The 25,712-nt window shown below is 68.7% G+C and carries 22 protein-coding genes; 17 read left to right on the plus strand and 5 right to left on the minus strand.

What is annotated here, in order from left to right; translation table 11 throughout:
- Positions 1 to 29: 29 nt before the first annotated feature.
- The gene (locus ABD172_RS04320) at positions 30 to 764 is read right to left on the minus strand and encodes a PH domain-containing protein (protein WP_344307273.1); all 735 of its coding nucleotides are present in this window, start codon (positions 762 to 764) and stop codon (positions 30 to 32) included.
- Positions 765 to 1,058: 294 nt separating this feature from the next.
- On the opposite strand from ABD172_RS04320, the gene ABD172_RS04325 reads away from it, so the two are divergent.
- The 7 genes from ABD172_RS04325 (at position 1,059) to ABD172_RS04355 (ending at position 13,200) form a co-directional block, all read left to right on the plus strand.
- Positions 1,059 to 2,882: an ABC transporter family substrate-binding protein gene (locus ABD172_RS04325; protein ID WP_344307276.1), complete on the plus strand. Its 1,824-nt coding sequence runs from the start codon at positions 1,059 to 1,061 to the stop codon at positions 2,880 to 2,882.
- A gap of 160 nt (positions 2,883 to 3,042) precedes the next feature.
- Entirely contained in the window at positions 3,043 to 4,590 is a 1,548-nt protein-coding gene (locus ABD172_RS04330; protein WP_344307278.1) for an ABC transporter permease subunit, read from the plus strand.
- Entirely contained in the window at positions 4,590 to 5,651 is a 1,062-nt protein-coding gene (locus ABD172_RS04335) for an ABC transporter permease (RefSeq protein ID WP_344307280.1), read from the plus strand. Before ABD172_RS04330 ends, ABD172_RS04335 begins: the two co-directional genes overlap by 1 nt.
- Entirely contained in the window at positions 5,648 to 7,438 is a 1,791-nt protein-coding gene (locus ABD172_RS04340) for an ABC transporter ATP-binding protein (protein WP_344307282.1), read from the plus strand. Before ABD172_RS04335 ends, ABD172_RS04340 begins: the two co-directional genes overlap by 4 nt.
- Positions 7,439 to 7,926: 488 nt before the next feature.
- A complete protein-coding gene (typA, locus tag ABD172_RS04345) occupies positions 7,927 to 9,840 on the plus strand; it encodes a translational GTPase TypA (protein ID WP_344307283.1) in 1,914 nt (637 codons plus the stop codon).
- Positions 9,837 to 11,399 carry a PIG-L family deacetylase gene (locus tag ABD172_RS04350; RefSeq protein ID WP_344307285.1) on the plus strand — a complete coding sequence of 521 codons (1,563 nt, stop codon included), beginning with the start codon at positions 9,837 to 9,839 and terminating at the stop codon, positions 11,397 to 11,399. Before typA ends, ABD172_RS04350 begins: the two co-directional genes overlap by 4 nt.
- Positions 11,374 to 13,200 carry a VanW family protein gene (locus ABD172_RS04355; RefSeq protein WP_344307287.1) on the plus strand — a complete coding sequence of 609 codons (1,827 nt, stop codon included), beginning with the start codon at positions 11,374 to 11,376 and terminating at the stop codon, positions 13,198 to 13,200. The genes ABD172_RS04350 and ABD172_RS04355 overlap by 26 nt, the downstream gene beginning before the upstream one ends.
- A gap of 36 nt (positions 13,201 to 13,236) precedes the next feature.
- Here the strand turns inward: ABD172_RS04355 and ABD172_RS04360 are convergent, their stop codons facing one another.
- The gene (locus ABD172_RS04360; protein ID WP_344307289.1) at positions 13,237 to 14,334 is read right to left on the minus strand and encodes a GNAT family N-acetyltransferase; all 1,098 of its coding nucleotides are present in this window, start codon (positions 14,332 to 14,334) and stop codon (positions 13,237 to 13,239) included.
- Positions 14,335 to 14,437: 103 nt separating this feature from the next.
- Between ABD172_RS04360 and fdxA the strand changes: the two genes are divergently transcribed.
- The 3 genes from fdxA (at position 14,438) to ABD172_RS04375 (ending at position 17,366) form a co-directional block, all read left to right on the plus strand.
- Complete coding sequence (fdxA, locus tag ABD172_RS04365) at positions 14,438 to 14,758, plus strand: ferredoxin (protein ID WP_344307291.1); 321 nt, start codon at positions 14,438 to 14,440, stop codon at positions 14,756 to 14,758.
- A 20-nt stretch (positions 14,759 to 14,778) separates the two neighbouring features.
- Complete coding sequence (gene dapC, locus ABD172_RS04370; RefSeq protein ID WP_344307293.1) at positions 14,779 to 15,891, plus strand: succinyldiaminopimelate transaminase; 1,113 nt, start codon at positions 14,779 to 14,781, stop codon at positions 15,889 to 15,891.
- 188 nt (positions 15,892 to 16,079) lie between these two features.
- Positions 16,080 to 17,366 carry a citrate synthase gene (locus ABD172_RS04375; protein ID WP_344307295.1) on the plus strand — a complete coding sequence of 429 codons (1,287 nt, stop codon included), beginning with the start codon at positions 16,080 to 16,082 and terminating at the stop codon, positions 17,364 to 17,366.
- Positions 17,367 to 17,770: 404 nt separating this feature from the next.
- Here the strand turns inward: ABD172_RS04375 and dapD are convergent, their stop codons facing one another.
- On the minus strand, positions 17,771 to 18,715 hold the full coding sequence (gene dapD / locus ABD172_RS04380) for a 2,3,4,5-tetrahydropyridine-2,6-dicarboxylate N-succinyltransferase (protein WP_344307297.1): 945 nt from the start codon (positions 18,713 to 18,715) through the stop codon (positions 17,771 to 17,773).
- Positions 18,716 to 18,806: 91 nt separating this feature from the next.
- Here dapD and dapE point away from each other — a divergent pair, with 91 nt between their 5' ends.
- The 6 genes from dapE (at position 18,807) to ABD172_RS04410 (ending at position 23,718) form a co-directional block, all read left to right on the plus strand.
- Positions 18,807 to 20,024 (plus strand): succinyl-diaminopimelate desuccinylase, encoded by a 1,218-nt coding sequence (gene dapE, locus ABD172_RS04385; protein WP_344307299.1) that lies wholly within the window; start codon positions 18,807 to 18,809, stop codon positions 20,022 to 20,024.
- Complete coding sequence (locus ABD172_RS04390) at positions 20,021 to 20,872, plus strand: LOG family protein (RefSeq protein WP_344307301.1); 852 nt, start codon at positions 20,021 to 20,023, stop codon at positions 20,870 to 20,872. The genes dapE and ABD172_RS04390 overlap by 4 nt, the downstream gene beginning before the upstream one ends.
- Positions 20,869 to 21,744 carry a dihydropteroate synthase gene (gene folP, locus ABD172_RS04395; RefSeq protein ID WP_344307303.1) on the plus strand — a complete coding sequence of 292 codons (876 nt, stop codon included), beginning with the start codon at positions 20,869 to 20,871 and terminating at the stop codon, positions 21,742 to 21,744. Before ABD172_RS04390 ends, folP begins: the two co-directional genes overlap by 4 nt.
- 64 nt (positions 21,745 to 21,808) lie before the next feature.
- A complete protein-coding gene (locus ABD172_RS04400; protein ID WP_344307305.1) occupies positions 21,809 to 22,180 on the plus strand; it encodes a DivIVA domain-containing protein in 372 nt (123 codons plus the stop codon).
- Positions 22,177 to 23,412, plus strand: a complete 1,236-nt coding sequence (locus ABD172_RS04405) for a hypothetical protein (protein ID WP_344307307.1) — start codon at positions 22,177 to 22,179, stop codon at positions 23,410 to 23,412. Before ABD172_RS04400 ends, ABD172_RS04405 begins: the two co-directional genes overlap by 4 nt.
- 135 nt (positions 23,413 to 23,547) lie before the next feature.
- Positions 23,548 to 23,718, plus strand: a complete 171-nt coding sequence (locus ABD172_RS04410; protein WP_344307309.1) for a DUF3117 domain-containing protein — start codon at positions 23,548 to 23,550, stop codon at positions 23,716 to 23,718.
- A 298-nt stretch (positions 23,719 to 24,016) separates the two neighbouring features.
- On the opposite strand, the gene ABD172_RS04415 is transcribed toward ABD172_RS04410, so the two are convergent.
- On the minus strand, positions 24,017 to 24,649 hold the full coding sequence (locus ABD172_RS04415) for an O-methyltransferase (RefSeq protein WP_344307311.1): 633 nt from the start codon (positions 24,647 to 24,649) through the stop codon (positions 24,017 to 24,019).
- Positions 24,646 to 25,029, minus strand: coding sequence for an MGMT family protein (locus ABD172_RS04420; RefSeq protein ID WP_344307313.1), 384 nt, complete (start codon positions 25,027 to 25,029; stop codon positions 24,646 to 24,648). The genes ABD172_RS04415 and ABD172_RS04420 overlap by 4 nt, the downstream gene beginning before the upstream one ends.
- Positions 25,030 to 25,115: 86 nt before the next feature.
- Between ABD172_RS04420 and ABD172_RS04425 the strand changes: the two genes are divergently transcribed.
- A complete protein-coding gene (locus ABD172_RS04425; RefSeq protein WP_344307315.1) occupies positions 25,116 to 25,538 on the plus strand; it encodes a twin-arginine translocase TatA/TatE family subunit in 423 nt (140 codons plus the stop codon).
- The last annotated feature ends 174 nt before the right edge of the window (positions 25,539 to 25,712 follow it).

Genomic DNA, 25,712 nt, shown 5'->3' on the forward strand with positions numbered 1-25,712 from the left:
GGTGAGACGAGGATGAGACGCGGCCGCCGTCAGCGGAGCACGAAGCCGAGGACCGCCCAGAGGACGGTGAGCGCGAGGAGCGCGACCTCCCGGACGTTCCAGGCAGAGGTGCGTGAGGGGCCCTCGGCGCGGGGCGCCTCGGGGGTGTCCCCGGGCGCACCGGCGCTGCGGGAGGCGCGGAACGCCTCGAGGACCGCGCTGACCGCCTCGGGGTGTTCCGGAGTGACCTTCCCCGTCGTCGCCGAGGTGCGGCGCGTGCGCCGACCCGAGGACGGCAGTGCCCACGCGGTGGCCTTCCCGCCGTCGGTGTCGACGAGGGTGACGCCGAGGCGCATGTCGAGTGCCGTGACCGCGCTCCATGGGAGCACGAGGGTGCGCAGCGGATTCACGAGGCGGATGCCGCCGGGCAGCAGGTCCACCCGCGGGTGGAGGTAGAGGACCCACGCGCATGCGGCGATCGCGAGAAGCAGGCCGGACCATGCGAGAGCGGTGGACACGGTGCCCTCGACGAGGAGGCTGCCGACCCCGACGAGGCAGGCGAGAACCACAGCGCCGCCGATGATCCGCGAGCCCCCGGCACGCAGCCCGGTCCGGACCTCCGATGCCCCGGCCTGGATCGGGGCCGGATCCGGGTCCTGGAACGGGGCATTCGTGTCGCTCGATGACGGGAGCGGCTCACCCCGGGTGTGATCTCCCTCATGGGAACCCATTGCCTCGCCCGTGGGGGAGTGGGAGGCTTGACCTGGGTGTTCGCTGTGCGTCATCCCACCATTCTAGGGACCTACCGTGGATTTCCGGCGGTCGTCGGGCACTCGCGGACCCGGAGTGGCCCGGCTCGCAGAGGGTCTGGGTCTTGTATCGAAAACGTAACAATGCTGTGGCACAGTCCACTGGACGAGATGACCACCACATTTTGACGCGTAAAGTTTCGTCATTCCCTTCGGCCGGAGGTGACCTGACACACGTCGGGGACGGATTCCGGGTGAAGCGGAAGCGAACGGATTCGGATCCGCCCTTCCCCTTATCGGGGCGGGCCGAACGACACAACAGGAGACACTGTGAAGAAGACCTATCTGGCCGCGGGCGCGGGAATCGCCGCTGCTGCGCTGGTCCTGTCCGCGTGCACTCCCCCCGGCTCCGGTGACTCCGGCGACGCGGGTGAGGGCGGCGGCGAGACCTCGACCATCTTCGCCGGCTGGAACGAACCGTTCCGGTCGATGAACACCCAGACCGCGAACGGCAACGCCGTCGCGAACTCGAACATCACGTACCTGATGAACGACAACTTCGGGTACTACGACGAGAACCTCGAGATTCAGGAGGGCAACCTCGGCACGGTCGAGCTCGTCTCCGAGGACCCGCTCCAGGTGAAGTACACCTTCGCGGACACCGCGACCTGGTCGGACGGCACCCCGGTCGATGCCGTAGACCTCCTGTTCCAGTGGGCCTCGACCTCGCAGAACTTCAACACCGTCGAGTCGAACACCAATGACGACGGCACGGTGAAGGAGAACGACGAGTCGACCGTGTACTTCGACTCCTCGAACCTCGGTGGCTCGCTCATCAAGGACTTCCCGGAGATCTCCGAGGACCGCAAGGAACTCACCTTCACCTACTCCGAGCCCTTCGCCGACTGGCGCGACGCCTTCGGCTTCGGTGCCGACGGTGTGGGCGTGCCGGCGCACATCGTCGCGAAGAAGGCTCTCGGTACCGAGGACGCGGAGGAGGCGAAGCAGGCGATCGTCGATGCGATCCAGAACAAGGACACCGCTGCGTTGTCCAAGCTCTCGAACGTGTACAACACCGGCTTCGACTTCACCTCGTTCCCGGACGACCCGGACGTCCTCGTCCACAACGGTCCCTACGCGATGACCTCGTTCAACGAGGGTCAGGACCTCACCCTCACCCTCGACGAGAACTACACCGGCCCCACCGAGCCCTCCGTCCAGAACGTCACGTTCCGGTACAACGAGGACCCGATGGCGATGGTCCAGGCCGTCGAGAACGGCGAGGTCGACATCACGCAGCCGCAGGCGACCGCGGACGTCCGCGAGGCCGCCGAGGCGATCGCGGGTGTCGAGGTCTCCACCGGTGACGGTGCGACCTACGAGCACATCGACCTCACCTTCGACAACAACGGCCCCTTCGACCCGGCCTCCTACGGCGGCGACGCCGAGGCCGCGAAGAAGGTCCGCCAGGCCTTCTTCATGGTCGTCCCGCGTACGCAGATCGTCGACACGATCATCAAGCCGATCAACCCCGAGGCCGTCGTCCGCGACTCGCTCTACCAGGTGCCGACCTCGCCGTCGTACCAGCCGATCGTCGAGGGTACGGGCGGCTACGGTGAGCAGGACATCGAGGGTGCGAAGGCCCTCCTCGAGGAGGTCAAGGCCGCCGGTCACGAGATCAAGCCTGTCCGCTTCCTCTACGGTGCCTCGAACCAGCGCCGCGCCCAGACCGCGGCCCTCGTGAACGAGGCTGCGACCGAGGCCGGCTTCGAGTTCGTCGAGCAGGGTGACGACAACTGGGGCACGATCCTCGGCACCGGCACCTACGACGCCTCGCTGTTCGGTTGGCAGTCCGAGTCCACCGGCGTCACCGGTTCGGACGCGAACTGGCGCTCCACCGGCCAGAACAACTACGGCGGTCTCAACAACCCGCAGGTCGACGAGCTGCTCAACCAGCTCATGAACACGACCGAGGTCGCAGAGCAGGAGAAGCTCGAGATCGAGATCGAGAAGATCCTCATCGACGAGGCCTTCAGCCTCCCGATCTACCAGCACCCCGAGGTCCTCATCTCGCGCGAGCGCGTCGACGGTGAGTCCTCCACCTCGGTGTCGCCGACCATGTTCTGGAACTACTGGGAGTGGACGGTCTCCTGATCCTGAATCCGCTTCCCGCGGGCCGATGACGGCCCTTGCGGGTGGCGGGTCCATAATCGAGTGACCCATCCCCATTCCTGACACGCCAACGGCGGGGTGTCCCACGCGGGCACCCCGCCTCGGCATGTCGCCATCCCTCTACGAGAAGTCTGGATATCCGATGATCAGATTCCTCCTCCGACGGCTGTTGTCGTCGGCCCTCGTTCTCCTCGTCGTGTCGTTCGTCATCTATCTGCTGCTCGACAACGCGATGGATTACTTCTACGACCTGCGATCCTCGACGTCACCGAACATCGAGGCGCTCTACGAGGCCCGCATCAAGCTCCTGAACCTGGACACACCGGTCATTCTCCGGTACTTCGGGTGGCTCGGAGGGACAGCCGGCTGCCTCATCGGGCAGTGCGACCTCGGCACGGCCTGGGTGAGCGGTGAAGAAGTGACCGCGATGATCCCCGGACGCATCGCGAACACCGTCAAGCTCGTCACCGCCGCCACGATCGTCGCGATCATCCTCGGTATCGCCGTCGGCATGGTGTCCGCGATCCGCCAGTACAGCGGATTCGACTACGTCATCACCTTCTTCTCGTTCCTCATGTACTCGCTGCCCGTCTTCTGGGTGGCCGTGCTCCTCAAGCAGTACGGCGCGATCGAGTTCAACAACTTCCTCGCCGACCCGACGGTCGGGTGGGGTGCGATCTTCGCGGTGACGATCATCAGCGCCGTCTTCTGGATGCTCGCCTTCGGTGGCGGCTGGAAGAAGATGGGCATCACCTTCGGAACCGCCTTCGTCGTCACCTTCGCGGTCATCTACTACGTGCTCGCCACCGGGTGGATCGAGACCCCGCGTGTGGGGATCGCCGGTGTCGCGATCGTGAGCCTCGCGGCCGCCGTCGTCGTCACGTACCTCTCGACCGGCCTGAAGAACCGCCGGGCTCTGTACTCGGCGATCACGACCGCCGTCCTCGGCATCGTCATGTGGTTCGTCATGCAGTGGGTGTTCTGGTACATGCAGAACCTCATGAACTTCGCGTGGATCCTGCTCTTCCTCGTCGTAGCGATTGCGATGGGCATAGGCATCGGGCTCGCCTTCGGCGGCCCCGACAAGTGGACGTCCGCCCGGACCGCCGCGATCGTCGCCGTCGTCTCCGGCTTCATGGTCTTCGTCGACCGGGTGTTCCAGGAATGGACGAACTACGAGAACTACCCCGGCATCAACGGCCGTCCGATCGCGACGATCGGCGCCTCGTTGCCGAACATCGAGGGGAACTTCTGGTTCCTCAACCTCGACACCTTCACGCACCTGCTGCTGCCGTCGATCGCGCTCATCCTCATCTCCTTCGCCTCGTACACGCGGTACACCCGCGGTTCGATGCTCGAGGTGATGAATGCGGACTACATTCGCACCGCTCGGGCCAAGGGCCTGAATGAGCGCACGGTGATCATGCGTCACGCACTGCGCAATGCCCTGTTGCCGCTCGCCTCGATCATTCCCGTCGACATCATCACGATGATCGGTGGCGCCGTGATCACGGAGACGATCTTCGGCTGGAACGGCATGGGCAAGATGTTCATCGACGCGATGAGCCAGAACGAACTCGACCCCGTCATGGCGTACATCATGATCACCGGCATCCTCGCCATCCTGGCGAACCTCGTCGCCGACTTCCTGTACGCCGTCCTCGATCCGCGAATCCGGGTGACCGACTGATGACTCTTCCACTGAATCCCCCCGCAGATCCCCACGGGATCCACGATGCGGAGACCGAAGGCACGATCGAGAACAAGGACGTCGAGGGTCTGTCCCAGGCGAAGATCGTGTGGCGGAAGTTCATCCGCCATGCCGGAGCCATGGGCGGCCTCGGAGTCCTCGCACTCATCGCGCTGCTCGCCCTGACTTCTCAGGGCATCGGACCCATCCCCGGCTGGTGGCTCCACGACTATCGTGCCTCGGGCGAGGTCCTCAACGGGGGTGCTCCGACGTGGACCCTCGCAGAGCCGTTCAGCCCGGGCACCCACCCGTTCGGCCAGGACGACATCGGACGTGACAACTTCGCCCGCGTGATGAAGGGTGTCCAGATCTCCCTCATGATCATGGTGGTGATCGGCGCCGTGTCCCTCGTCATCGGCACGCTCGTCGGTGCCCTCGCCGGCTACTACCGGGGCTGGCTCGACACGATCCTCATGCGCGTGACGGACGGATTCATCATCCTCCCGACCATCGTCGTCGGTGCGATCCTCGGCAAGCTGGTCGGCGGCGTCGGTGGACTCGTCCTCGGCGTCGCGCTCGGTGCGATCCTCTGGACCGGTCTCGCCCGCCTCGTCCGCGGTGAGTTCCTCGCCCTCCGCGAGCGCGAGTTCGTCGACGCCGCCCGCGTGGCCGGCTCCTCGGACTTCCGCATCATGTTCAAGCACATGGTCCCGAACGCGGTCGGCGTCATCATCGTCAACACGACGCTCCTCATGAGCCAGGCGATCGTCCTCGAGACCGCGCTGTCGTTCCTCGGGTTCGGCATCACCCCGCCGGACGTGTCCCTCGGCTCGCTCATCAGCGAGTACCAGAGCTCCTTCTCGACCCGTCCGTGGCTGTTCTGGTGGCCCGGTCTCTTCATCATCGTCATCGCCCTGTGCGTGAACTTCATCGGCGACGGCCTGCGCGACGCGTTCGACCCCCGCCAGAAGAAGATCCCGAGCACGCGCCAGATGGAACGCGCCGCGAAGAAGGCCGCACTCGGCACGACCAGCACCACCACGAAGGAGGGTCGGAAGTGACCACCACGACCACCACCACCGAACCGCTCCTCGAGGTGAATGACCTCGGAGTCTCGTTCTGGGTCAACGGCGAGTGGTTCACCGCCGCCGAACACCTGAACTACACCGTGTACCCCGGGCAGACCCTCGCGATCGTCGGCGAATCCGGGTCCGGGAAGTCGCAGTCCTCCATGTCCCTCATGGGTCTGCTCCCGCGCAACGGCCGGGCGACCGGCTCCGCGAAGATCCGCGGCAAGGAACTCATCGGTGCCTCACAGGCCGACCTCATGGCGATCCGCGGTGGCGACATCTCCGTGATCTTCCAGGAACCGATGACCGCCCTCAACCCGGTCTACACCGTCGGCTTCCAGATCGTCGAGACCCTCCGCACACACTTCGACATGGGGCCGAACGAGGCGAAGGAGAAGGCCCTCGAGCTCATGCGGATCGTCGAGATCCCCGAACCCGAGGTCCGCTTCGACTCCTTCCCGCACCAACTCTCCGGTGGACAGCGACAGCGCATCATGATCGCCCAGGCAGTCGCCTGCAACCCCAGCCTGCTCATCGCCGACGAGCCCACCACCGCGCTCGACGTCACGGTGCAGGCGGAGATCCTCAAGCTCATGCGCAGCCTGCAGGAGAACACGCGGACCGGCATCATCCTCATCACCCACGACATGGGTGTCGTCGCCGACATGGCCGACTACATCATCGTCATGCGCAAGGGCCAGGTCGTCGAGACCGGCACCGCCGAGGAGATCTTCCACCGGCCCCAGCACGAGTACACGAAGGCTCTCCTCAACGCAGTGCCGCACCTCGGCGCCGACATCGAGGGCGGAGCACTCTCCGGCGTCGACCTCGACGAGGCCACCTCCGCGGTCACCGGAGGAGAGGGCGCGCAGGCCGTGTCCCTCGACTCGACCGACACCATCGTGCACCCCGGAAGCGAACCCGAGGCCGGCACCCCCGTCGCGCTCCGCCTCACGGACGCCGCGATCGAGTACCCCGGCCAGGGCACCAAAAAGCCGTTCCGCGCCGCCCACCACATCGACCTCACCATCGGCGAGGGCGAAGTCGTCGGACTCGTCGGCGAATCCGGCTCCGGCAAGACCACCATCGGTCGCGCCGCCATCGGACTCCTCCCCGTCGTCGAGGGCAGCATGGAGATCGTCGGACACGACATCTCGAAGATGAACCGCAAACAACTGCGCGAACACCGCAAACAGGTCGGCATCGTCTTCCAGGACCCCGGTTCGTCCCTCAATCCGCGCTTCCCGGTCGGCGAATCCATCGCCGAACCGCTCGTGCTCCACGAAGGACTCAAGGGCGCAGCGCTCTCCACCCGGGTCGAACAGCTCCTCGACGACGTCGAACTGCCGCGCGCCATGCGCAACCGGTACCCGCACGAACTCTCCGGCGGTCAGCGCCAACGCATCGGGATCGCCCGGGCCCTCGCGCTCAAGCCCAAACTCCTCATCGCCGACGAACCCACGTCCGCACTCGATGTGTCCGTGCAGGCCCGCGTCCTCGAACTCTTCCAGCAGCTCCAGCAGGAACTCGGGTTCGCATGCCTCTTCATCTCCCACGACCTCGCCGTCGTCGAGATGCTCTCGAGCCGCATCGCCGTCATGCGACACGGCTACCTCGTCGAGGTCGGACCCTCGTCCGACGTCGTGCGGAAACCCGTGCACCCGTACACCCGGCGGCTCCTCGCCGCCGTGCCCGTGCCGGACCCGGGGGAGCAGCAGAAGCGCCGCGAAGCGCGCGATTCGTTGCTGGCGGCGACCTCCGAGGACATTCATGTGTGAGTGCTTCTGAATCAGTGCGGTAGGGCGTTCGGCTGATCGCCGAGGTGTCGTGCTGGTCCGATCGGGGTGGGTCCGGTGGGATCGGCGGCGGCGCCCTCCCGCCCACACGACGAGGGGCTTCCGGCATTCGCCGGAAGCCCCTCGTCGTGTGCGCCCGAAGCCACTCCCATCGGGCGCCGCCGCCGACCCCACCTCGTCCTACCGTGTCGCCTTCGGCTCACGTGGGCGACCCGGGGCTGGGAGGTCGTGCCGCCGTCGGGGGCACTCACCTTTCTTTCTGCTGGGGGCGGGGGCGGTCGGGCCTGCCTTCGCGCGATGCGGGGGAGGGGAGGCCGGGCTCACCCTCGGGCGGTGCGGGATGGGGTGGTTGCTTTCGGCTCGTGCGATGCGGGGGACGGGGTGATTGGGGTGGGGATCTATACTGGGACGTCGGGGCGCTGTGTGCTTCGCTCGCCCGACCACTTCTTTCGCTCTTATTAAGGGACTCGATGACTGAAACAACGCAGCGCCGTGCCGATCGCCGGAACGTCGCGATCGTCGCGCACGTCGACCACGGCAAGACCACCCTGGTCGACGCCATGCTCAAGCAGACGGGCGTGTTCGGTGAGCACGGCGAGGTGCAGGACCGCGTCATGGACTCCGGCGACCTCGAACGCGAGAAGGGCATCACGATCCTCGCGAAGAACACCTCCGTGCTCTACAACGGACCCTCCGCGAACGGTTCGCCCATCACCATCAACGTCATCGACACCCCCGGACACGCCGACTTCTCCGGCGAGGTCGAGCGCGGCCTCTCCATGGTCGACGGTGTCGTCCTCCTCGTCGACGCCTCCGAGGGACCCCTCCCGCAGACCCGCTTCGTGCTCCGCAAGGCCCTCGCCGCGAAGCTCCCGGTCATCGTCGTCGTCAACAAGACCGACCGCCCCGACGCCCGCATCGACGGAGTCGTCGAGGAGACCCAGGACCTCCTCCTCGGGCTCGCCTCCGACCTGTCCGAGGAAGTGCCCGACCTCGACGTCGACGCCGTCCTCGACGTGCCCACCGTGTACGCCGCCGCCAAGGTCGGCCGTGCCTCCCTCGAACAGCCCGCCGACGGCGACATCCCGGACAACGAGGACCTCGAGCCCCTCTTCAAGACGATCCTCGAGACCATCCCGGCCCCCGAGATCATCGCCGACGGTGTCCTCCAGGCCCACGTCACCAACCTCGACTCCTCGCCGTTCCTCGGGCGCCTCGCGCTCCTGCGCATCTTCGGCGGCACCCTCAACAAGGGTCAGCAGGTCGCGTGGATCTCCCAGGGCGGCGAACCCAAGACCCTCAAGATCACCGAACTCCTCGAGACCCAGGGCCTCAAGCGAGTCCCCGCCGAGAGCGCCTCCGCAGGTGACATCGTCGCGATCGCCGGGATCCCCGACATCATGATCGGCGACACCATCACCGACCCCGACGACCCGCGCCCGCTGCCGGCCATCACCATCGACGACCCCGCGATCTCGATGACCCTCGGTATCAACACCTCGCCGCTCGCCGGCCGCGAGAAGGGTACGAAGGTCACCGCCCGCATGGTGAAGGACCGCCTCGACCAGGAGCTCGTCGGCAACGTCTCGCTCAAGGTCCTCCCGACCGAACGCCCCGACGCCTGGGAGGTGCAGGGCCGAGGCGAACTCGCCCTCGCGATCCTCGTCGAGCAGATGCGCCGTGAGGGCTTCGAGCTCACCGTGGGCAAACCGCAGGTCGTCACCAAGATGATCGACGGCAAGCTCCACGAACCGCTCGAACACATGACGATCGACGTCCCCGAGGAGTTCCTCGGCGCCGTCACGCAGCTCATGGCCGCCCGCAAGGGCCAGATGACGACCATGTCGAACCACGGCACCGGCTGGGTCCGCATGGAGTTCACCGTGCCGTCGCGTGGCCTCATCGGATTCCGCACGAAGTTCCTCACGGAGACCCGTGGCACCGGTATCGCGAACTCCCTCGCCGCCGGCTACACCCCGTGGGCCGGTGAGATCGAGTTCCGCACCAACGGTTCGATGGTGGCCGACCGCGCAGGAGTCGTCACCCCCTACGCGATGATCAACCTCCAGGAACGCGGCTCGTTCTTCGTCGAACCCACCTCCGAGGTGTACGAGGGCCAGGTCGTCGGCGAGAACTCCCGCGCCGACGACATGGACGTGAACATCACGAAGGAGAAGAAGCTCACGAACATGCGGTCCGCGTCCGCCGACAGCTTCGAGAATCTCACCCCGCCGCGCAAGCTCACCCTCGAGGAGAGCATGGAGTTCGCGAACGAGGACGAGTGCGTCGAGGTGACCCCGTCGACCGTGCGCATCCGCAAGCTCATCCTCGATCAGAAGGAACGGGCGAAGTCGTCCAACGCCAAGCGCCGTCAGAACGGATGACGGACGCCGTCACCTCGCAGGGCACCCCCGGCACCGGCTATGCGCCGGTGCCACGGGTGCTCTTCGTGCACGCCCACCCGGACGACGAGACGATCACCACCGGCGGCACCCTCGCGACCCTCGTCGATGCCGGGGCCGAGGTCGTCCTCCTCACCGCCACCCGTGGTGAGGGCGGTGAGGTCATCGGTGAGGACCTCGCCCACCTCTTCGGCGACCGCCCCGCGCTCGCGGCGCACCGGGAGACCGAACTCGCAGCCGCGATGCGCGTCCTCGGCGTCACCGACCACCGGTTCCTCGGCGACGGCCCGGCCGGAGGTGCCGGGGACGGGCGCCCGTCCCGCCGGTTCGAGGACTCCGGCATGGTGTGGGGCGAGGACGGTCACGCCCACGCCCCGGACGACATGTCCGCAGACGCCCTGTGCGCCGCCACCGTGACCGAGGTCGCCGCCTACATCCGCGCGGTCATGGACGAGGTCCGGCCCCACCTCGTCATCACCTACGCCTCCGGTGGTGGCTACGGCCACCCCGACCACCGGCGCGTCCACGAGGCGACGGTCGAGGCGTTCCGCGTCCACCGCGCGAAGGGCCCGGCCGCCGCGCACGCACGACTCCTCTTCGTCGACACCCCCGCCGAGGTCGCCCGCGACGCCTTCGACCCGCAGGCACCCGGGTTCGACCTCACCGGCTTCGACGCCGTCACCGACATCCCGACGATCCCCGCCGAGGCACCCCTCGCCGTCGCGCAGGACGTCGACCCGGTGCTCGGCCGCAAGGCCCTCGCGATGGCCGCGCACGCCACCCAGATCTCCGTCTCCGGGCACTTCTTCGCGCTCTCGAACGGGATCGGCCAGAAGATCCTCGACACCGAGTACTTCACCGATGCCGACCACCCCGGACCCGCACCCGCCCCCTGGGCGCCCGTCGACTCCGTGCTCGCGGCGATCGACCCGGTGGCGATCGAGGTGGAGCGGGAGCGGCCCGCCACTGCCGGCCCTGCGATCGCGGCCGGAGCGGCAGCGCCTGCGGCGGCCGGCACCGAGGCGCCGACGACCACCGCACGCGCGGTCGCCCCGGGAACCGACCTTCCTGCCGCCGTGCGCGGCGCGCGGACGGATTCCGCATCCACGACGGAGCCCCTGCCGAAGGTGGGACCCGCCGCGTGGCTGCACGCCGTGATCGTGTCGGTGCTCATCGCCGTTCTCGGCTCGCTCCAGCACCTCGGGGCGACCGTCGTGCACCCGGGCGGAACTCCGGTCGTCCTGCCGTGGGGCCTGGGGATCTCGCTGCTGCTCGCGGGCCTCGCACTGTGGCACGTGGCGACCCTCTACCGTTCGACGGTCCTCGTCGTCGGCGTCGGCGCGCTCGTCTCGATCCTCTCCTTCGTCCTCGGTCAGCCCTCGCTGCTGCCGGGGCACGACCTTGTGGTGACCGGGGGGCTGCGGAGTATCGTCTGGTTGTTCGGACCCATGGTCCTGGCAGGCGTCTTCGCCTTCACCCTTCCCTCCCTCAAACCACCCCACCGAGAGACCACCGATGACCCGAAAGCCGACCGGCCGTAGTTCCGGTTCCCGTTCCGGCACAGCCCGGACGGCTGCCGCGCCGCAGGCGAAGGCGCAGCAGCGCACCTCCCGGGTGTCCCGGGCGGACAGGGCCCGTGCGGAGAAGAAGCGCCGCCGGAACGTCGGGATCGGCATCGGTGTCGGTGCCGGTGTGCTCCTCGCCGGCGGCTACCTCTGGGCAGCCGCGGCGGTCGGCAGCTCGACCCCGGCGGACGCCACCGTCGCCGGGATCGACGTCGGCGGACTCACCGAGACCGAGCTTCGGGAGACCCTCTCGCGCGAACTGGCCCCGCGAGCCGACGCACCGGTCGCGCTCACGGCGGGGGAGCGGACCGCCGAACTCGACCCGGCCGAGGCGGGGCTGGCCCTCGACGTCGACGCCACGGCCGCGGACATGGTCGGATTCACGCTCGACCCCCGTGCCCTGTGGCTCCACGTCGTGGGGGACCACTCCTTCGCACCCGTGACCACCGTCGACGACTCCGCGCTCGAGAACGCCGCCGGTCCCGCGGCCGAGGCGCTCTCCGCCACGCCCGAGGACGCGGCCCTCGCCATCGAGGAGGGGGAACCCGCCTTCACCGAGGGCGTCGACGGACAGACCGTGGACCCGGAGGCCGTCGTCACCACGGTGCAGGAGAACTGGCTGCTCCCCACCGATCCGCTGTCCGTCGAAGCGGAGGTCACCGAGCCCGCGATCACGACCGCCGAGGCGCAGGAAGCGCTCAGTGGTGTCGCCGAGCCCGCTCTGTCGGGCGATATCGGCGTGACCGCGACCGGGGGCGACATCGGGGAGGACGACGCCGACATCACCGTGAGTCCCGCGGCGATCGCCGACACGCTCCGGTTCGAGGCGGTCGACGGCACCCTCCGGCCCGTGTTCGACGCCCTCGATCTCAAGACCGCGGTCCTCGGCGATAATCCGGATGCCGTCTCCGAACCGGAGAATGCGCGGTTCGACCTGTCCGGGGACGCACCACAGGTCGTTCCCGCCCGGAACGGGACGACGATCGATTCGAAGACCCTCGCCTCCGTCGTCACCGAGGCGATGACGCGGAGCGGTGAGGAACGCACCGGTTCCCTCCCGCTCGTCGCCGCCGAACCCGAACTCACGACGGAGGAGGCCGAGGCGGTCGACCTCAGGCAGACCGTGTCCGCCTTCGCGACGGACTACCACTCGGAACCGAACCGCGACACGAACCTCCGGGTCGCCTCGGAGCAGGTGTCCGGCACCGTCGTCATGCCGGGGGAGACCTTCAGCCTCAACGAGACCCTCGGGCAGCGCACCGCGGCCGCCGGATACCGGCCGGCCGGAGTGATCTCCGAGGGGCAGATGAAGGAGGACTACGGCGGCGGGGTCTCCCAGGTGTCGACGACTCTCTTCAATGCCGCGTTCTTCGCCGGGTTCGACCTCGACGAACACCGCGCACACTCCCGGTGGATCTCGCGCTACCCGGAGGGCCGGGAGACGACGCTCGACTGGACGTCGATCGACCTCAAGTTCACGAACACCCAGGACACGCCCGTCGTGCTCCACATGTACCTGTCCGGCGGGCAGGTGCACGCCCGGATCATGGGCGAGAAGACGGTCGAGGTCGAGGCCGGTCTCTCCGACCGGTTCGCTTTCACGAGCCCCGGAACCATTCGTGAGTCCGGGTCCGAATGCGCACCGCAGTCGCCGAAGGAGGGCTGGTCGGTGACGGTGTACCGCACGATCCGCGATGCCGCGACGGGCCGGGAGCTCTCACGGGACGACTTCACGACGACGTACCGGCCCGTCGACGAGGTGATCTGCGAGGACTAGGCCCGGGCCGGGCCGGGACAGAGGCCGGTGCCGGCGCTAGGCCTGCGCGGGTGACGCAGTGGCGACACCCTGCGGCACCTCGGCCGATTTCCGGACGTGCCAGTAGCGATGGTGTTCGGTGAAGCCCAGACTGCGCATGAGAGCGAGGGAGGCCTCGTTGCGGCTGTCGACCTCGACGAGGACCGACCGGAATCCCCGGGAGGCGGCCGCAGCGGCGGCGGCCCGCACGAGAGCGGTACCGGCGCCCCGGCGGCGGAGGGCGGGGGAGACGACGAGGTTCGAGATCACCGCCCACTTCTGGGACACGGCGAGGCGCACACAGCCGACGAGCGACCGCGAACCGTCGGGGTGGACGGCGATCGCGGAGAAGAACCGACGGACGTCCGCGCCCGTGACGAGCCGGGCGAACGCCGCGTGTTCGGGGTGGTCCTCCGGGTACCCCCAGGCGGCCCAGTGGAGCGCGTGCGGTTCCTCGTGCTCGACGATCTCGAGCCCCGGCAGCGCGGCCTCGCTCGGACGCGAGGCATTCCCCGCCACCTCCCGGGTCGCCGCGGTGAGTGCGAGATTCGGTGCACCCGGTGCATAACCGTGGGACCGGAACACGGCCGCGAGCTCGGTGCAGGGCGCGGCGAGTGTGTTCGAGGCGCCGGCCGAGTAGATGAGGAACCCGGCCTGCTGTTCGCGATCGGCGAACCACCGCTCGACGAGTTCGAGGGCCTCTGCCACCGGTACACCCGGGGACGACAGGGGCATCGCGGAGTTCGCCCGTTGGGTCGTGCCGCCGTTCGCCCGGAGCAACCACCCGGTCTGGACGAGCGTGTGGTCCTCCTGCAGATCGCCCCGGAGGTTGTCCGCGTGGAACCACGTCGTGTCCGCCGGCAACCACACGTTCGCGGAGATCCGCCGGAGGTCCTCCGCACTCACGATCTCGTGGAGCTTCCCGGCGCGGGTGGGTGCCGGGGGCATCTCGTGGACGAGTTCGATCGCCGCCACCGGGATCGTCACCGGGCCGCGTTTCGTCGTGACGACGACCGCCTCGGGCGAGGCCTCGACGACGGTGCCGAGTGCGTCCGAGAGCTGCCCGGCCTCCGAATACCGGATGACGACGCGCTGACCGGGAGTGGGAACGGACATGTGACCTCTTCGACGTGGGGGCGGAACTCGACCTCTACTCTATGAGGAGTAGGCTGGAGGGGCTGCCACAGCACACGTTCCACGGATACGAGGAGAACCCCACGTGACCTACGTCATCGCCCAGCCCTGTGTGGACCTCAAGGACAAGGCGTGCATCGACGAATGCCCGGTCGACTGCATCTACGAGGGGGAACGCTCGCTCTACATCCACCCGGACGAGTGCGTGGACTGCGGCGCCTGCGAGCCCGCGTGCCCGGTCGAGGCGATCTACTACGAGGACGACCTCCCGGAGGAGTGGAGCCAGTACTACAACGCGAACGTCGAGTTCTTCGACGAGATCGGTTCGCCCGGTGGAGCCGCGAAGCTCGGCAACACCGGCAAGGACCACCCGTTCATCGCCGGGCTGCCCCCGCAGAACAACTGAGCGGGGACGGTCGCACACACATGTACGGACTCGCACTCCCCGATTACCCCTGGGACACCCTCGCCCCCTACCGCGCGAAGGCCGCGGAGCACCCGGACGGGGTGTGCGATCTGTCGATCGGCACTCCCGTCGACCCCACGCCGGAGGTCATCACCCGGGCCCTCGCCGCAGGCAGTGACTCCCACGGATATCCGACGACCGCCGGAACACGCGAGGTGCGCGAGGCGATCGTCGGGTGGTACCGCACCTGGCACGGGATCGCACTCGATCCGGAGACCCAGGTGCTCCCGACGATCGGATCGAAGGAACTCGTCGCCTGGCTGCCCACCCTCCTCGGGCTCAGGCAGGCCGGGGCGAAGGTCGCCGGCCCCTCCGCCGCCTACCCGACCTACGAGATGGGCGCGACGCTCGCCGGGGTCGAGAGCGTCCGGATCGACGCCGCCGACGTCATCGCCGGTGCCTCGCTCGAGGGAGTGGGCCTCCTGTGGCTCAACTCCCCGGGCAACCCGACCGGAGAGGTCCTCTCCACCGAGGACCTGCGCCTCGTCGTCGAGAGGGCGCGTGCCGCCGGTACCGTCGTCGCCTCGGACGAGTGCTACACCCTCCTCAACTGGGAGGGCGAGGACGCGGTCCCGTCTGTGCTCGATCCCGCCGTCGTCGGAGACGACCACCACGGGGTGCTCTCGGTGTACTCGATGTCGAAACAGTCGAACCTCGCGGGCTACCGCGCAGCGTTCGTCGCGGGTGACCCCGCGCTCATCGGGAATCTCACGAACTCCCGCAAGCACGCAGGGATGATCGTGCCCGGACCCGTGCAGACCGCGATGGTCGCGGGCCTGAACGACACGTCGCACGTGCGGGCCCAGAAGGAGATCTACCGGCGGCGCCGGGACCTCCTGAAACCCGCGGCCGAGTCCTTCGGTCTGCGGATCGACGGTTCCCGTGCGGGCCTGTACCTGTGGGGCACCCGCGACGAGGACTGTTGGCACACGATCGACGCCCTCGCCGGCCTCGGCATCATCGCCGGTCCCGGGGCGTTCTACGGGGCGGCTGCGGGCACTCATGTGCGCATCGCCCTGACGGCGAGCGACGAGCGGATCGCCGCGGCCGCAGCCCGCCTGCGGGGTGCCTGAGCAGCGGTCGAACCGAGCCCACGGGCGTTCTCGAGGAGGGCGTGCGCGGGCCGAAAAGGGGCCCTGGCAGGGTATCCCGGTGAACGGGACCGATTTCGGATCATCGGCTTCCTACCGGTAACCTCGGACCCGACTGTCAATCAGCACTCAGACTTTTTGTACCTGGGGAACGAAACAGAGGAGAAGACATGGCAGAGGATGCAGTTCTGCGCGTAGCCGACCAGGAGCTCCGGCTGGCACCGGTCCCCGCGGTCGAGGGGACCGAGGGTCTCGAGATCAAGACCCTGCTCAAGGACACCGGCAAGGTGACCTTCGACCCGGGCTTCGCGAACACCGCGAACACGACCTCGGCCATCACCTTCATCGACGGCGACGAAGGAATTCTCCGGTACCGCGGGTACTCGATCGAGGAACTCACCGAGAAGTCGACCTTCACCGAGGTCGCGTACCTCCTCATGTACGGCGAGCTCCCGACGGCGGAGCAGCTCACCGCGTTCGAGGACCGCCTCCGCGTGCACACCATCCTCAAGGAGGACATGCGTCGCTTCTTCGACGCGTTCCCCTACGACGCCCACCCGATGCCGATGATCTCCGCGGCCATCAACGCGATGTCGACCTTCTACCAGGACAGCCTGTCGGTGGACGACGACGAGGCGATCGACCTCTCGAGCATCCGCATGCTCGCGAAGATGCCGGCCCTCGCCGCGCTCGCACACCGCAAGGTCACCGGAATGCCCGTCGTGTACCCGGACAACAAGCTCGGTCTCGTCGAGAACTTCCTCCGCCTCAACTTCGGTTTCCCGGCCGAGGAGTACGAGCTCGATCCGCTCATGGTGAAGGCCATGGACCAGCTCCTCATCCTCCACGCCGACCACGAGCAGAACTGCTCGACCTCGACGGTGCGCCTCGTCGGTTCCTCGCAGGCGAACATCTACCAGTCGATCGCCGCCGGTGTGAACGCACTGTCCGGCCCGCTGCACGGTGGTGCGAACTCGGCCGTCCTCGACATGCTCGACGACCTCCTCGAGTCCGGTCAGACGCCCGAGCAGTTCATGGAGCGGGTGAAGAACAAGGAGAAGGGTGTCCGCCTCATGGGCTTCGGGCACCGTGTCTACAAGAACTACGACCCGCGTGCGGCCATCATCAAGAAGACCGCCCACGAGATCCTCGACAAGATGGGCAAGGCGGACGCCCGCCTCGACCTCGCACGTCGCCTCGAGGAGATCGCTCTCGCGGACGACTACTTCGTCGAGCGCAAGCTCTACCCGAACGTCGACTTCTACACCGGTCTCATCTACAAGGCCATGGGCTTCCCGACGAACATGTTCACCGTGCTCTTCGCGGTGGGTCGTCTGCCCGGCTGGATCGCCCAGTGGCGCGAGATGATCAACGACCCGGCGACGAAAATCGGCCGCCCGCGCCAGATCTACACCGGCGCATCGCTGCGTTCCTACGTGCCGATCGCGGAGCGCTGAGCCGCCCCACGTCGCACACCCGAGGCGCCCCGGAGGTGAGGAGAATTCCTCGACTCCGGGGCGCCTCGGCGTCTGCCGGGAATACGATCCCGGTGCTGTCGGGAATTCGGTGCTGCCGTCAGCAACTCGATCCCGGTGTCAGGAGAGCAGTTCGGGACGGTGTGCGGGCCCGGAAACGTGCCACAGTGCGTTCTCACCGACGCGAATGCGCTCCCGACTTTCGCGACTGTGCTCCCGACCTCGGCGCGGAGCCGGAGTGCCCGCACCTACAACCAGAACGCCCGAGGCGCGGGTCCGGGGAGTCCGGACCCGCGCCTCGGGCGTGGTGGGGTGGGGCCTGCCGGCCCCGACCGACGGGGAGTGCCGCGGTCAGTGGGACGTAGTGCTCAGTGCAGCGCGATGTGTCAGTGGAGCGCGGAGTTCAGCGCGATGCCCGCACCGGTGCGCGCGACGGCCTCGACCTTGCCGGTGGCCCCGTTGCGGCGGAAGAGCACGTTGTCCGCGCCGTCGAGTTCCTTGGCCTTGACGATGCGTCCGTCCTCGTCCACGAGCGACACCGGCGTGCCGGCGGTGACGTAGAGGCCGGCCTCGACGATGCAGCCGTTGCCGATCGAGATGCCGACGCCGGAGTTCGCACCGAGGAGGGTGCCGGTGCCGATCGTGATGCGGTGCGAGTTGCCACCGGAGAGAGTCCCCATGATCGAGGCGCCGCCACCGATGTCCGAACCGTTCCCGACGACGACACCCTGGGAGATGCGGCCCTCGACCATCGCGGTGCCGAGCGTGCCGGCGTTGAAGTTCACGAAGCCCTCGTGCATGACGACGGTGCCCGGAGCGAGGTACGCGCCGAGGCGCACACGGTCGGCGTCGCCGATCCGGACTTCGCTCGGAGTGACGAAGTCGGTCATGCGGGGGAACTTGTCGAGCCCGAACACGGACACCTGCCCGCGGGCCATGAGCTTCGCGCGGGTCGCCTCGAAGCCCTCGACGGCGCACGGTCCGGCGGAGGTCCACACCACGTTCGCCAGGTGCGCGAAGATGCCGTCGAGGTTGAGATCGTTCGGCTTCGCGAGCCGGTAGGAGAGGGCATGGAGACGCAGGTAGACGTCCGCGGGGGAGGCGGGAGCGGCGTCGAGGTCGATGGTCGTGGAGACGACCTCGGTGCGGGTGCCACGGGCTTCGTCGGTGGCGACGAGGGCCTCGAGGGCGGAGCGGTCGAATGCGGCCGCAGCGGTGGAGGCGGCGGCTTCGGCGGAGTCCTCGAGGACCGGCGCGGGGTACCAGACGCACAGTGTCGTGTCGCCGTGGAGAGTGGCCAGACCGAGGGCGGAGACGAATCGTTGAGTCATGGTCCCCAGCCTACCGGGGAGGCCGGACACGGGTCGGCGCGAACCGTCACCGGGCGACGCTGTGTCCGTCACGCTCGTTAGGCTGGTGACCATGAGCGACGCATCCCTGAACCCAGCTCCGCCCGCGTACCCGTCCGACTTCCCCCTAGCGGGGGCGTCCGACCTCGCCGCCGGTCTCATCGCCGTCCTCGACGACCCGGCCGCCCTCACCGCCCGCCTCTGCGACATCCCCTCGGTCTCCGGCGACGAGCGTCTCCTCACGGACGCGGTCCACCTCGTCCTCGAGCACATCTCCGCGCACGGCACCCCGCTCGACATCCGCCGTGACGGGGACACACTCGTCGCGTCGACGTCGCTCGGGCGGGACGAGCGCATCCTCGTCGCCGGGCACCTCGACACCGTCCCGATCGAGGGAAACGTGCCGAGCGAGGACCGGGTCCTCGACGGGGAGGACGTCATCTGGGCCCGCGGCGCCTGCGACATGAAGGCCGGGGTCGCGATGGCGTTGAGTGTCGCCCACCGACTGCGTTCCCCACGCCGTGATCTCACCTGGGTCTTCTACGACCACGAGGAGGTCGACTCGGACCTCAACGGGCTCGGACGGGTGTCGCGCAATCACCCGGACTGGCTGCACGCCGATCTCGCGATCCTCGGGGAACCGAGCAATGCGGGGATCGAGGGCGGGTGCAACGGGACCATCCGCGTCGAGGTCCGCACCCACGGCGTGCGTGCACATTCCGCCCGGGCCTTCATGGGCGAGAACGCGATCCACGCCGCCGGCGACATCCTCGTGAAGCTCGCCGCTTTCGAGGCACCGACGGTCACCGTCGACGGGCTCGACTACCGCGAATCGCTCTCCGCGGTCGGGATCTCCGGGGGAGTCGCCGGCAATGTCGTGCCCGACGAGTGCACCGTCGTCGTGAACTACCGCTTCGCCCCGAACACCTCCGCCGCCGACGCCGAGGCCTGGCTCCGGGAGTTCTTCGCCGGGTACGACCTGAACGTCACGGATGCGGCGGACGGTGCCCGCCCCGGTCTCGACCTCCCGGCGGCGCAGGAGTTCGTCCGGGCGATCGGCTCGGCCCCGGCGCCCAAGCTCGGGTGGACCGACGTCGCCCGGTTCTCCGCACTCGGGATGCCCGCGGTCAACTTCGGCCCCGGGAACGCGTTGTTCGCGCACAAGGCGGACGAACACGTCCGGCGGTCCGAGGTCGTCGCCGCGACCGAGGCGCTCCTCGCCTTCCTCGAACCGTCCGCCTCCGCCGTACCCGGGCAGTCCACGTCCTCCGAGCCGAAGGGCCAGGCATGACCGAGATCGAGTCCACCCCCGACCTCACCCCCGATCCCGCATCCGGCGTGACCGGGGCGGACGCCACCCCGCAGGGCGTCGACCCGGCCGAGCAGGAGGAGTTCCGCTCCGGGCACGAGTCCTACCGCAAGGGGCCGGTGACCCTGCGACGGTCCCTCGTCCCGACGACGACGACCGATCAGCGACTCCTCGACCAGTGCGGCCCCGCCGACTGGGTGCACGAGGACCCGTGGCGGGTGCTGCGGATCCAGGCGGAGTTCGTCGAGGGGTTCGGGTCCCTTGCCGAACTCGGGCCGGCGGTCGCGATCTTCGGTTCGGCCCGTCTGAAACCCCATACCCCGGAGTTCGAGCAGGCCCGACAGGTCGCCCACGGGCTCGTCGAGGCCGGGTACGGTGTCATCACCGGTGGTGGACCGGGGATCATGGAGGCCGGTAACCGGGGTGCGGTCGAGGGCGGCGGGGTCTCCGTCGGCCTTGGGATCGAGCTCCCGCACGAACAGGGGATGAACGAGTACGTCGACCTCGGCATCAACTTCCGGTACTTCTTCGTCCGGAAGACGATGTTCCTCAAGTACAGCCAGGGATTCGTCGTCCTGCCCGGTGGTTTCGGCACCCTCGACGAACTCTTCGAGGCCCTCACGATGGTGCAGACAAAGAAGATCACCCGGTTCCCCATCGTCCTCGTCGGTACGGCGTTCTGGGGCGGGCTCGTCGAGTGGATCACCTCGACGCTCCTCACCGCCGGCACGATCTCCGAGCACGACGTCGACCTGTTCCACGTCACCGACTCCGTCGAGGACGCGGTCGCGTACATCCGGAAGGGGATCGGCGAGGTGACCGGCGCGTGAGCGTCCTGCGCATCGGATCCTTCACCGCATCTCCCCGGAACCCGGCCGTCATGGCCGTCGTCAACCGCTCGACGGATTCCTTCTACGTCTCCCACGACTCCACGGACGCCGCCGTCGCCGAGGCGGTGCGTGCCTGGGAGCAGGGCGCCCGGGTCGTCGACATCGGGGGAGTCCGGGCCGGTCGCGGCCCCGAGGTCACCTTCGGCGAGGAGATCGACCTCGTGTGCCCCGTCGTCGAAGCACTGCACACCCGATTGCCGGAGCTCGTCGTGAGCGTCGACACCTGGCGGGCCGAGGTCGGGGAGGCCGTCGTCCATGCGGGTGCCCGGATCCTCAACGACACTTGGGCCGGGGTCGATCCCGCACTCACGACCGTCGCGGGACGCAGCGGGGTGGGGCTCGTGTGTTCGCACACGGGTGGGTTGCCCCCGCGGACCGACGCGCATCGGAACTCCTACGGGAGCGTGTCGACGGATGTCCTCGCGGACGTCCGGCGGGGGTTGCAGGTCCTCGTCGACCGAGCGCGCGCCGCGGGTGTGCCGGACGAGCGGATCATCGTCGACCCCACCCCGGACTTCGGGAAGAACACCCGGCAGTCTCTCCTTCTCATGCGGGAACTCGGCACGCTCACGGCGGGGGACCACCCGGTGCTCCTCGCGATCTCCCGGAAGGACTTCGTCGGAGAGGCCACGGGCACCGCGGACCCGGCGGCACGGCTGCCGGGCACGATCGCGGCCACCGCCCTCGCGGTCGACGCGGGTGTGTCGCTCATCCGCGCGCACGACGTCGCCGCGACCGTCCAGGCGATCGACATGGTGCGGGCGGTCCGGGGCTGGGCGCCTCCGCGTCGCAGCGTGCGCGGACTGGTCTGAGGCAGCGGTCCGGGGCGCCGGTCCGGGCCGACTCCCGGACGGGCCGTGTGGCATCATGGCGAGCATGCCGATGTGGATCATTCTGGGAGTGTGCGGCGCGGTCTTCGTCATGGCGATCGTCGTCGCCGGGGCGTGGGGCCTGTTCGACGGCGGGATGCCGGACGACGGGGAGGAACGCGCTCCCGGGCACCGGCTCCCGGAGGGCTTCGGCGCCTCCGACGTCGAGCGCCTCGGCTTCACTCCGGCGGTCCGTGGATACCGGATGGACGAGGTCGACGAGGTCCTCCGCGTCCTCGCCGCACGGATCCGGGAACTCGAGGCGGAGGCCGCCCGTCGGGAGGATTCCGGCGGTTCCGCGACGGACTCCTCTTCCGCCGCAGCCCCGTCCGACGGCACGGGCGCACCCGCAGCCGGCGCGGACTCCACCCACGCATGAACGCGTCCGACCACGACGCCCCGGTCCGGCTCGCTCCCCGGGTGTTCGACTCCTCGCTCCTGCGGCGTGGAGCCGACGCCGTTCTCGCACTCCCGGCCTGGGCGCAGGCCCTCGCGGTCTTCGTCGTCTCCCGCACCGTGAGTCTCGCGATCTTCGCCGCGGTGCTCCGCAAGCAACCGGTGGCACCGTGGACGAGCGACGGGACGACGACGACTCTCGGCGACTTCCTCATGTTCTGGGACGCCGCGTGGTATGCGCAGATCGCGCACGACGGGTATCCGGCCGTCCTTCCCCTCACCGACGCCGGTACCGTCGGCGAGAACCCGTGGGCGTTCTACCCCCTGTATCCGTGGCTCGTGCGGGACCTCGGATGGGTCCTCCGTCTCGACTACCACACGCTCGCGCCGTGGTTCTCCTTCGTGTGCACCGCAGGTGCCGCGATCCTGGTCCTCGTCCTGTTCCGGCGCCGGACGACCCCCGGGCGGGCACTCATGGGGCTCGCGGTCGTCCTCTTCTTCCCGGCCTCGGCCATCCTCAGCACCGGGTACGCGGAGTCCCTCACCCTGCTGCTGCAGGCACTCGCGCTCCTGCTCGTGCTCGACCGGCGCTATCTGTGGGCGATCCCGGTCGTGTTCCTCATGGACCTCTCCCGCCCGATCGGGGTCGCATTCTCCTTCTTCATGCTCATCCACCTCATCGACCGGTTCCTGCGGCGGAAGGTGGATCCGTACCCGGCGCGGGAGGTCGTGACCTCGTGGACCCTCGGTGTGCTCTCGTGCGTCGCCGCGCTCGTCCACCCCGCCCTCGCCGCGCTGCGCACCGGTTCGATCACCGCCTACACCGACACCGAGGCGGCGTGGAGCGGTGGCCATTCCCGGATTCTCGTGCAGTGGTTCGCCCGGGGCAACGACCTCGTGGGCGGGTGGGGTCCGGTCCTTCTCTTCGCCGCCGTCGCCGGCATGCTCGCGCTCGTGTACTCCCCGGCCGGGGGACGGATGGGCAGGACGCTCCAGCACTTCTGCCTCGCCTACGGGATCTACATCCTGCTCTTCTTCAATCCGCAGACCTCGACGCTCCGGTTGCTCCTGCCGCTGTTCCCGGTGGCACTCACCCTCGCGTACAGCCGGTCGTGGGCCTATCGGGGGTTCGTCCTCGCGGCGTTCACGATGTTCCAGATCGTGTGGGTCGGGTACCTCTGGCACTTCACACCGCCGTCGGATTTCCCGCCGTGATCGGTGTTCGCCCCGGTCCGCGCGGTGTCGATCCCGCGGGCCGCTTTCGGACCGGGTGTGTCCTGGTTTACACTCCGGGCCGAAAATAGTGGATAATCGAGGGGAGCATACGCCTCGTATCGGAAGGGAAACTTCATGGCTGCACAGAAACCGCGCACCGGCGACGGACCGATGGAAGTCACCAAGGAAGGCCGCGGCATGGTCCTCCGACTTCCCGTCGAGGGCGGCGGCCGCCTGGTCATCGAGGTGAGCCCCGATGAGGCGGGAGAACTCCGGGACATCCTCGCAGCAGCACTCGAGGGCTGAACCCGCTCCCACACCACCGGAAACACCGCAGGGCCCGGACGATCACGATCGTCCGGGCCCTGCGGTGTTTCCGTGTCCGCCCGACGGACCCCGCGGGTTGCCATCCGACGTGTGTGTACAGCCCGGGCGTGTCACCTGTTTCGAGCAACCACCCCTCCTCCGACATCCCCCTGCTGGTTCCTGTCCTCGGCCGGGAGACCGTCGTTCGGCAGAGGCACCGGGAATCGGCATGTCCGGAGCCGGTCTCTGGGATCAGTCCCGGTCCCTCGAGCCGACCAGGACGACTGGGGGCGGAACCTCAGCGGGGTTTGCGGAGGACGAGGAGCCCGTCGTCGATCGGCAGCAGGAGCCGTTCGAGAGGAGAGTCCTCGAGCGAGGAGAACATCGCGCGCAACGCGTTCGCCCGCGGTGTGCGCATCGCCGGATTCGCGATCTCACCCCCGAGAAGCGTCCGGTTCACGACGAGCAGACCCCCGGCGGCGAGGCGGTCGATCGCGAGCGGGACGACGCGGGAGTAGGTGAGCGGGTCGGCGTCGATGAAGACGAGCTCGTACCCGCCGAGTGCGAGCCGCGCGAGGACGTCCTCCCCACGCCCGGCGATCATCCGGACCCGGTGCCGCCCGATCTCCGCGACGTCGAGCAGATCCCGTGCCACCGACTGTCGGTCGGCGTCCGTGTCGATGCTCGTGAGGACTCCCATGCGGGGCATGCCCTTCATGATCGCGAGGGTCGAGGTGCCGGTCCCGGTGCCCACCTCGATCGCGGCGGCCGGAGAGGTGAGGGAGGTGAGGAGGGTGAGCGCGGCGGCGCTCGTGCGGGAGATCGGCGCCGTGTGGTACTCGGCGGCGAGCGTCCGCGCTGCGTCCATGACGGCGTCGGACGCGTTGAAGCGCCCGGCGAAGTGCGCGTCGGAAGCGTAGTCCCGGCTCACGGTCCTCCTTCGGTGGTCGTGCGGTCCCCGGCGTCGACCGGGTCCGTTGCCCCCACGATATCGGTGATCCGGGGTTCCCACCTGCAGCGCAGCTCGTCCTCGTCCGCGAGGCACCGGCGGATCCGCGCCGAGGGAGGGTCGAGTGGGATTCCCTCGAGGTGCCATTTCTCGCGCGCCCGGGTGAGGAGTTCGGGCGGGAGTTCTCCCTTGGCGTTCGTCACCCGCCACCAGGGGACCTCGCGTCCGTAGACGGCCATCACGCGGCCGACGAACCGGGCCCCGGTCCCCGTGATCCTGCCGAGCATCCCGTACGGGGCGATCCGCCCGGCCGGGACGGACTCCGCAGCGCGGAGCACCAGTTCGGCACGCAATTCGTCCATGCGGGGAATTCTGGCACACGCGAAGCGGGCCCCCGGCCCGGGGCGAACCGGGAATCGGGCCGGGGCCCGCTGGTAGAATCCACCTCATGTTCGGCATCAACGGCAGCGAGATGATCATCCTCGTCGTTGTCGCACTCATCGTCATCGGTCCGCAGCGTCTCCCCGAGTACGCACAGCAGTTCAAGGACTTCGTCAAGGCGATGAAGCGCAAGGCCGACGACGCGCGGGAGAACGTCAAACGCGATTTCGGGGACGACTTCAAGGACGTCGACTGGCAGAAGCTCGATCCCCGTCAGTACGACCCCCGCCGGATCGTGCGGGAGGCCCTCCAGGAGGAGGACTCGGTCAGGCCGCGCACCACGTCCGGCAGGCCCGGCGGCGATGCCGCTACCGGCTCCGGCGCGGCCACCGCCACCGCGACGCGAATCTCCCCGGTCCAGCGCCACAAGGCCCAGGCCGCGCTGCGCAACACCTCGGCTCCGGCCCCCTTCGACCCCGAGGCGACCTGACGCCCGGCACACCGGATCCGGACCTCAGGACCCACCGCCGAGGCACCCCCGGCCCCGCTGCACCGGCAGCCTCTCGTGGACGGCCCGGCTGCCGTCCCGCCGCGCGTGCCCGTCCGCCGCGTGGGACGACGAACCCCGTCACGACGACGCCCGAGGCGCCGCGGGGGTGAGGAG

Origin of the sequence: Brevibacterium samyangense (assembly GCF_039529845.1) — a bacterium.
In the GTDB taxonomy this organism is placed as follows: Bacteria; Actinomycetota; Actinomycetes; order Actinomycetales; family Brevibacteriaceae; genus Brevibacterium; species Brevibacterium samyangense.

What these genes read in the sequence shown, in the direction of transcription:
- ABD172_RS04360 (WP_344307289.1), bottom strand. Translation starts at nt 14,334, where the DNA reads ATGTCCGTTCCCACTCCCGGTCAGCGCGTCGTCATCCGGTATTCGGAG.
- dapE (WP_344307299.1), top strand. Translation starts at nt 18,807, where the DNA reads ATGAGCGACGCATCCCTGAACCCAGCTCCGCCCGCGTACCCGTCCGAC.
- ABD172_RS04400 (WP_344307305.1), top strand. Translation starts at nt 21,809, where the DNA reads ATGCCGATGTGGATCATTCTGGGAGTGTGCGGCGCGGTCTTCGTCATG.
- ABD172_RS04410 (WP_344307309.1), top strand. Translation starts at nt 23,548, where the DNA reads ATGGCTGCACAGAAACCGCGCACCGGCGACGGACCGATGGAAGTCACC.
- ABD172_RS04320 (WP_344307273.1), bottom strand. Translation starts at nt 764, where the DNA reads ATGACGCACAGCGAACACCCAGGTCAAGCCTCCCACTCCCCCACGGGC.
- ABD172_RS04330 (WP_344307278.1), top strand. Translation starts at nt 3,043, where the DNA reads ATGATCAGATTCCTCCTCCGACGGCTGTTGTCGTCGGCCCTCGTTCTC.
- ABD172_RS04350 (WP_344307285.1), top strand. Translation starts at nt 9,837, where the DNA reads ATGACGGACGCCGTCACCTCGCAGGGCACCCCCGGCACCGGCTATGCG.
- typA (WP_344307283.1), top strand. Translation starts at nt 7,927, where the DNA reads ATGACTGAAACAACGCAGCGCCGTGCCGATCGCCGGAACGTCGCGATC.
- dapD (WP_344307297.1), bottom strand. Translation starts at nt 18,715, where the DNA reads ATGACTCAACGATTCGTCTCCGCCCTCGGTCTGGCCACTCTCCACGGC.
- ABD172_RS04355 (WP_344307287.1), top strand. Translation starts at nt 11,374, where the DNA reads ATGACCCGAAAGCCGACCGGCCGTAGTTCCGGTTCCCGTTCCGGCACA.
- ABD172_RS04375 (WP_344307295.1), top strand. Translation starts at nt 16,080, where the DNA reads ATGGCAGAGGATGCAGTTCTGCGCGTAGCCGACCAGGAGCTCCGGCTG.
- ABD172_RS04425 (WP_344307315.1), top strand. Translation starts at nt 25,116, where the DNA reads ATGTTCGGCATCAACGGCAGCGAGATGATCATCCTCGTCGTTGTCGCA.
- ABD172_RS04405 (WP_344307307.1), top strand. Translation starts at nt 22,177, where the DNA reads ATGAACGCGTCCGACCACGACGCCCCGGTCCGGCTCGCTCCCCGGGTG.
- ABD172_RS04420 (WP_344307313.1), bottom strand. Translation starts at nt 25,029, where the DNA reads ATGGACGAATTGCGTGCCGAACTGGTGCTCCGCGCTGCGGAGTCCGTC.
- dapC (WP_344307293.1), top strand. Translation starts at nt 14,779, where the DNA reads ATGTACGGACTCGCACTCCCCGATTACCCCTGGGACACCCTCGCCCCC.
- ABD172_RS04335 (WP_344307280.1), top strand. Translation starts at nt 4,590, where the DNA reads ATGACTCTTCCACTGAATCCCCCCGCAGATCCCCACGGGATCCACGAT.
- ABD172_RS04390 (WP_344307301.1), top strand. Translation starts at nt 20,021, where the DNA reads ATGACCGAGATCGAGTCCACCCCCGACCTCACCCCCGATCCCGCATCC.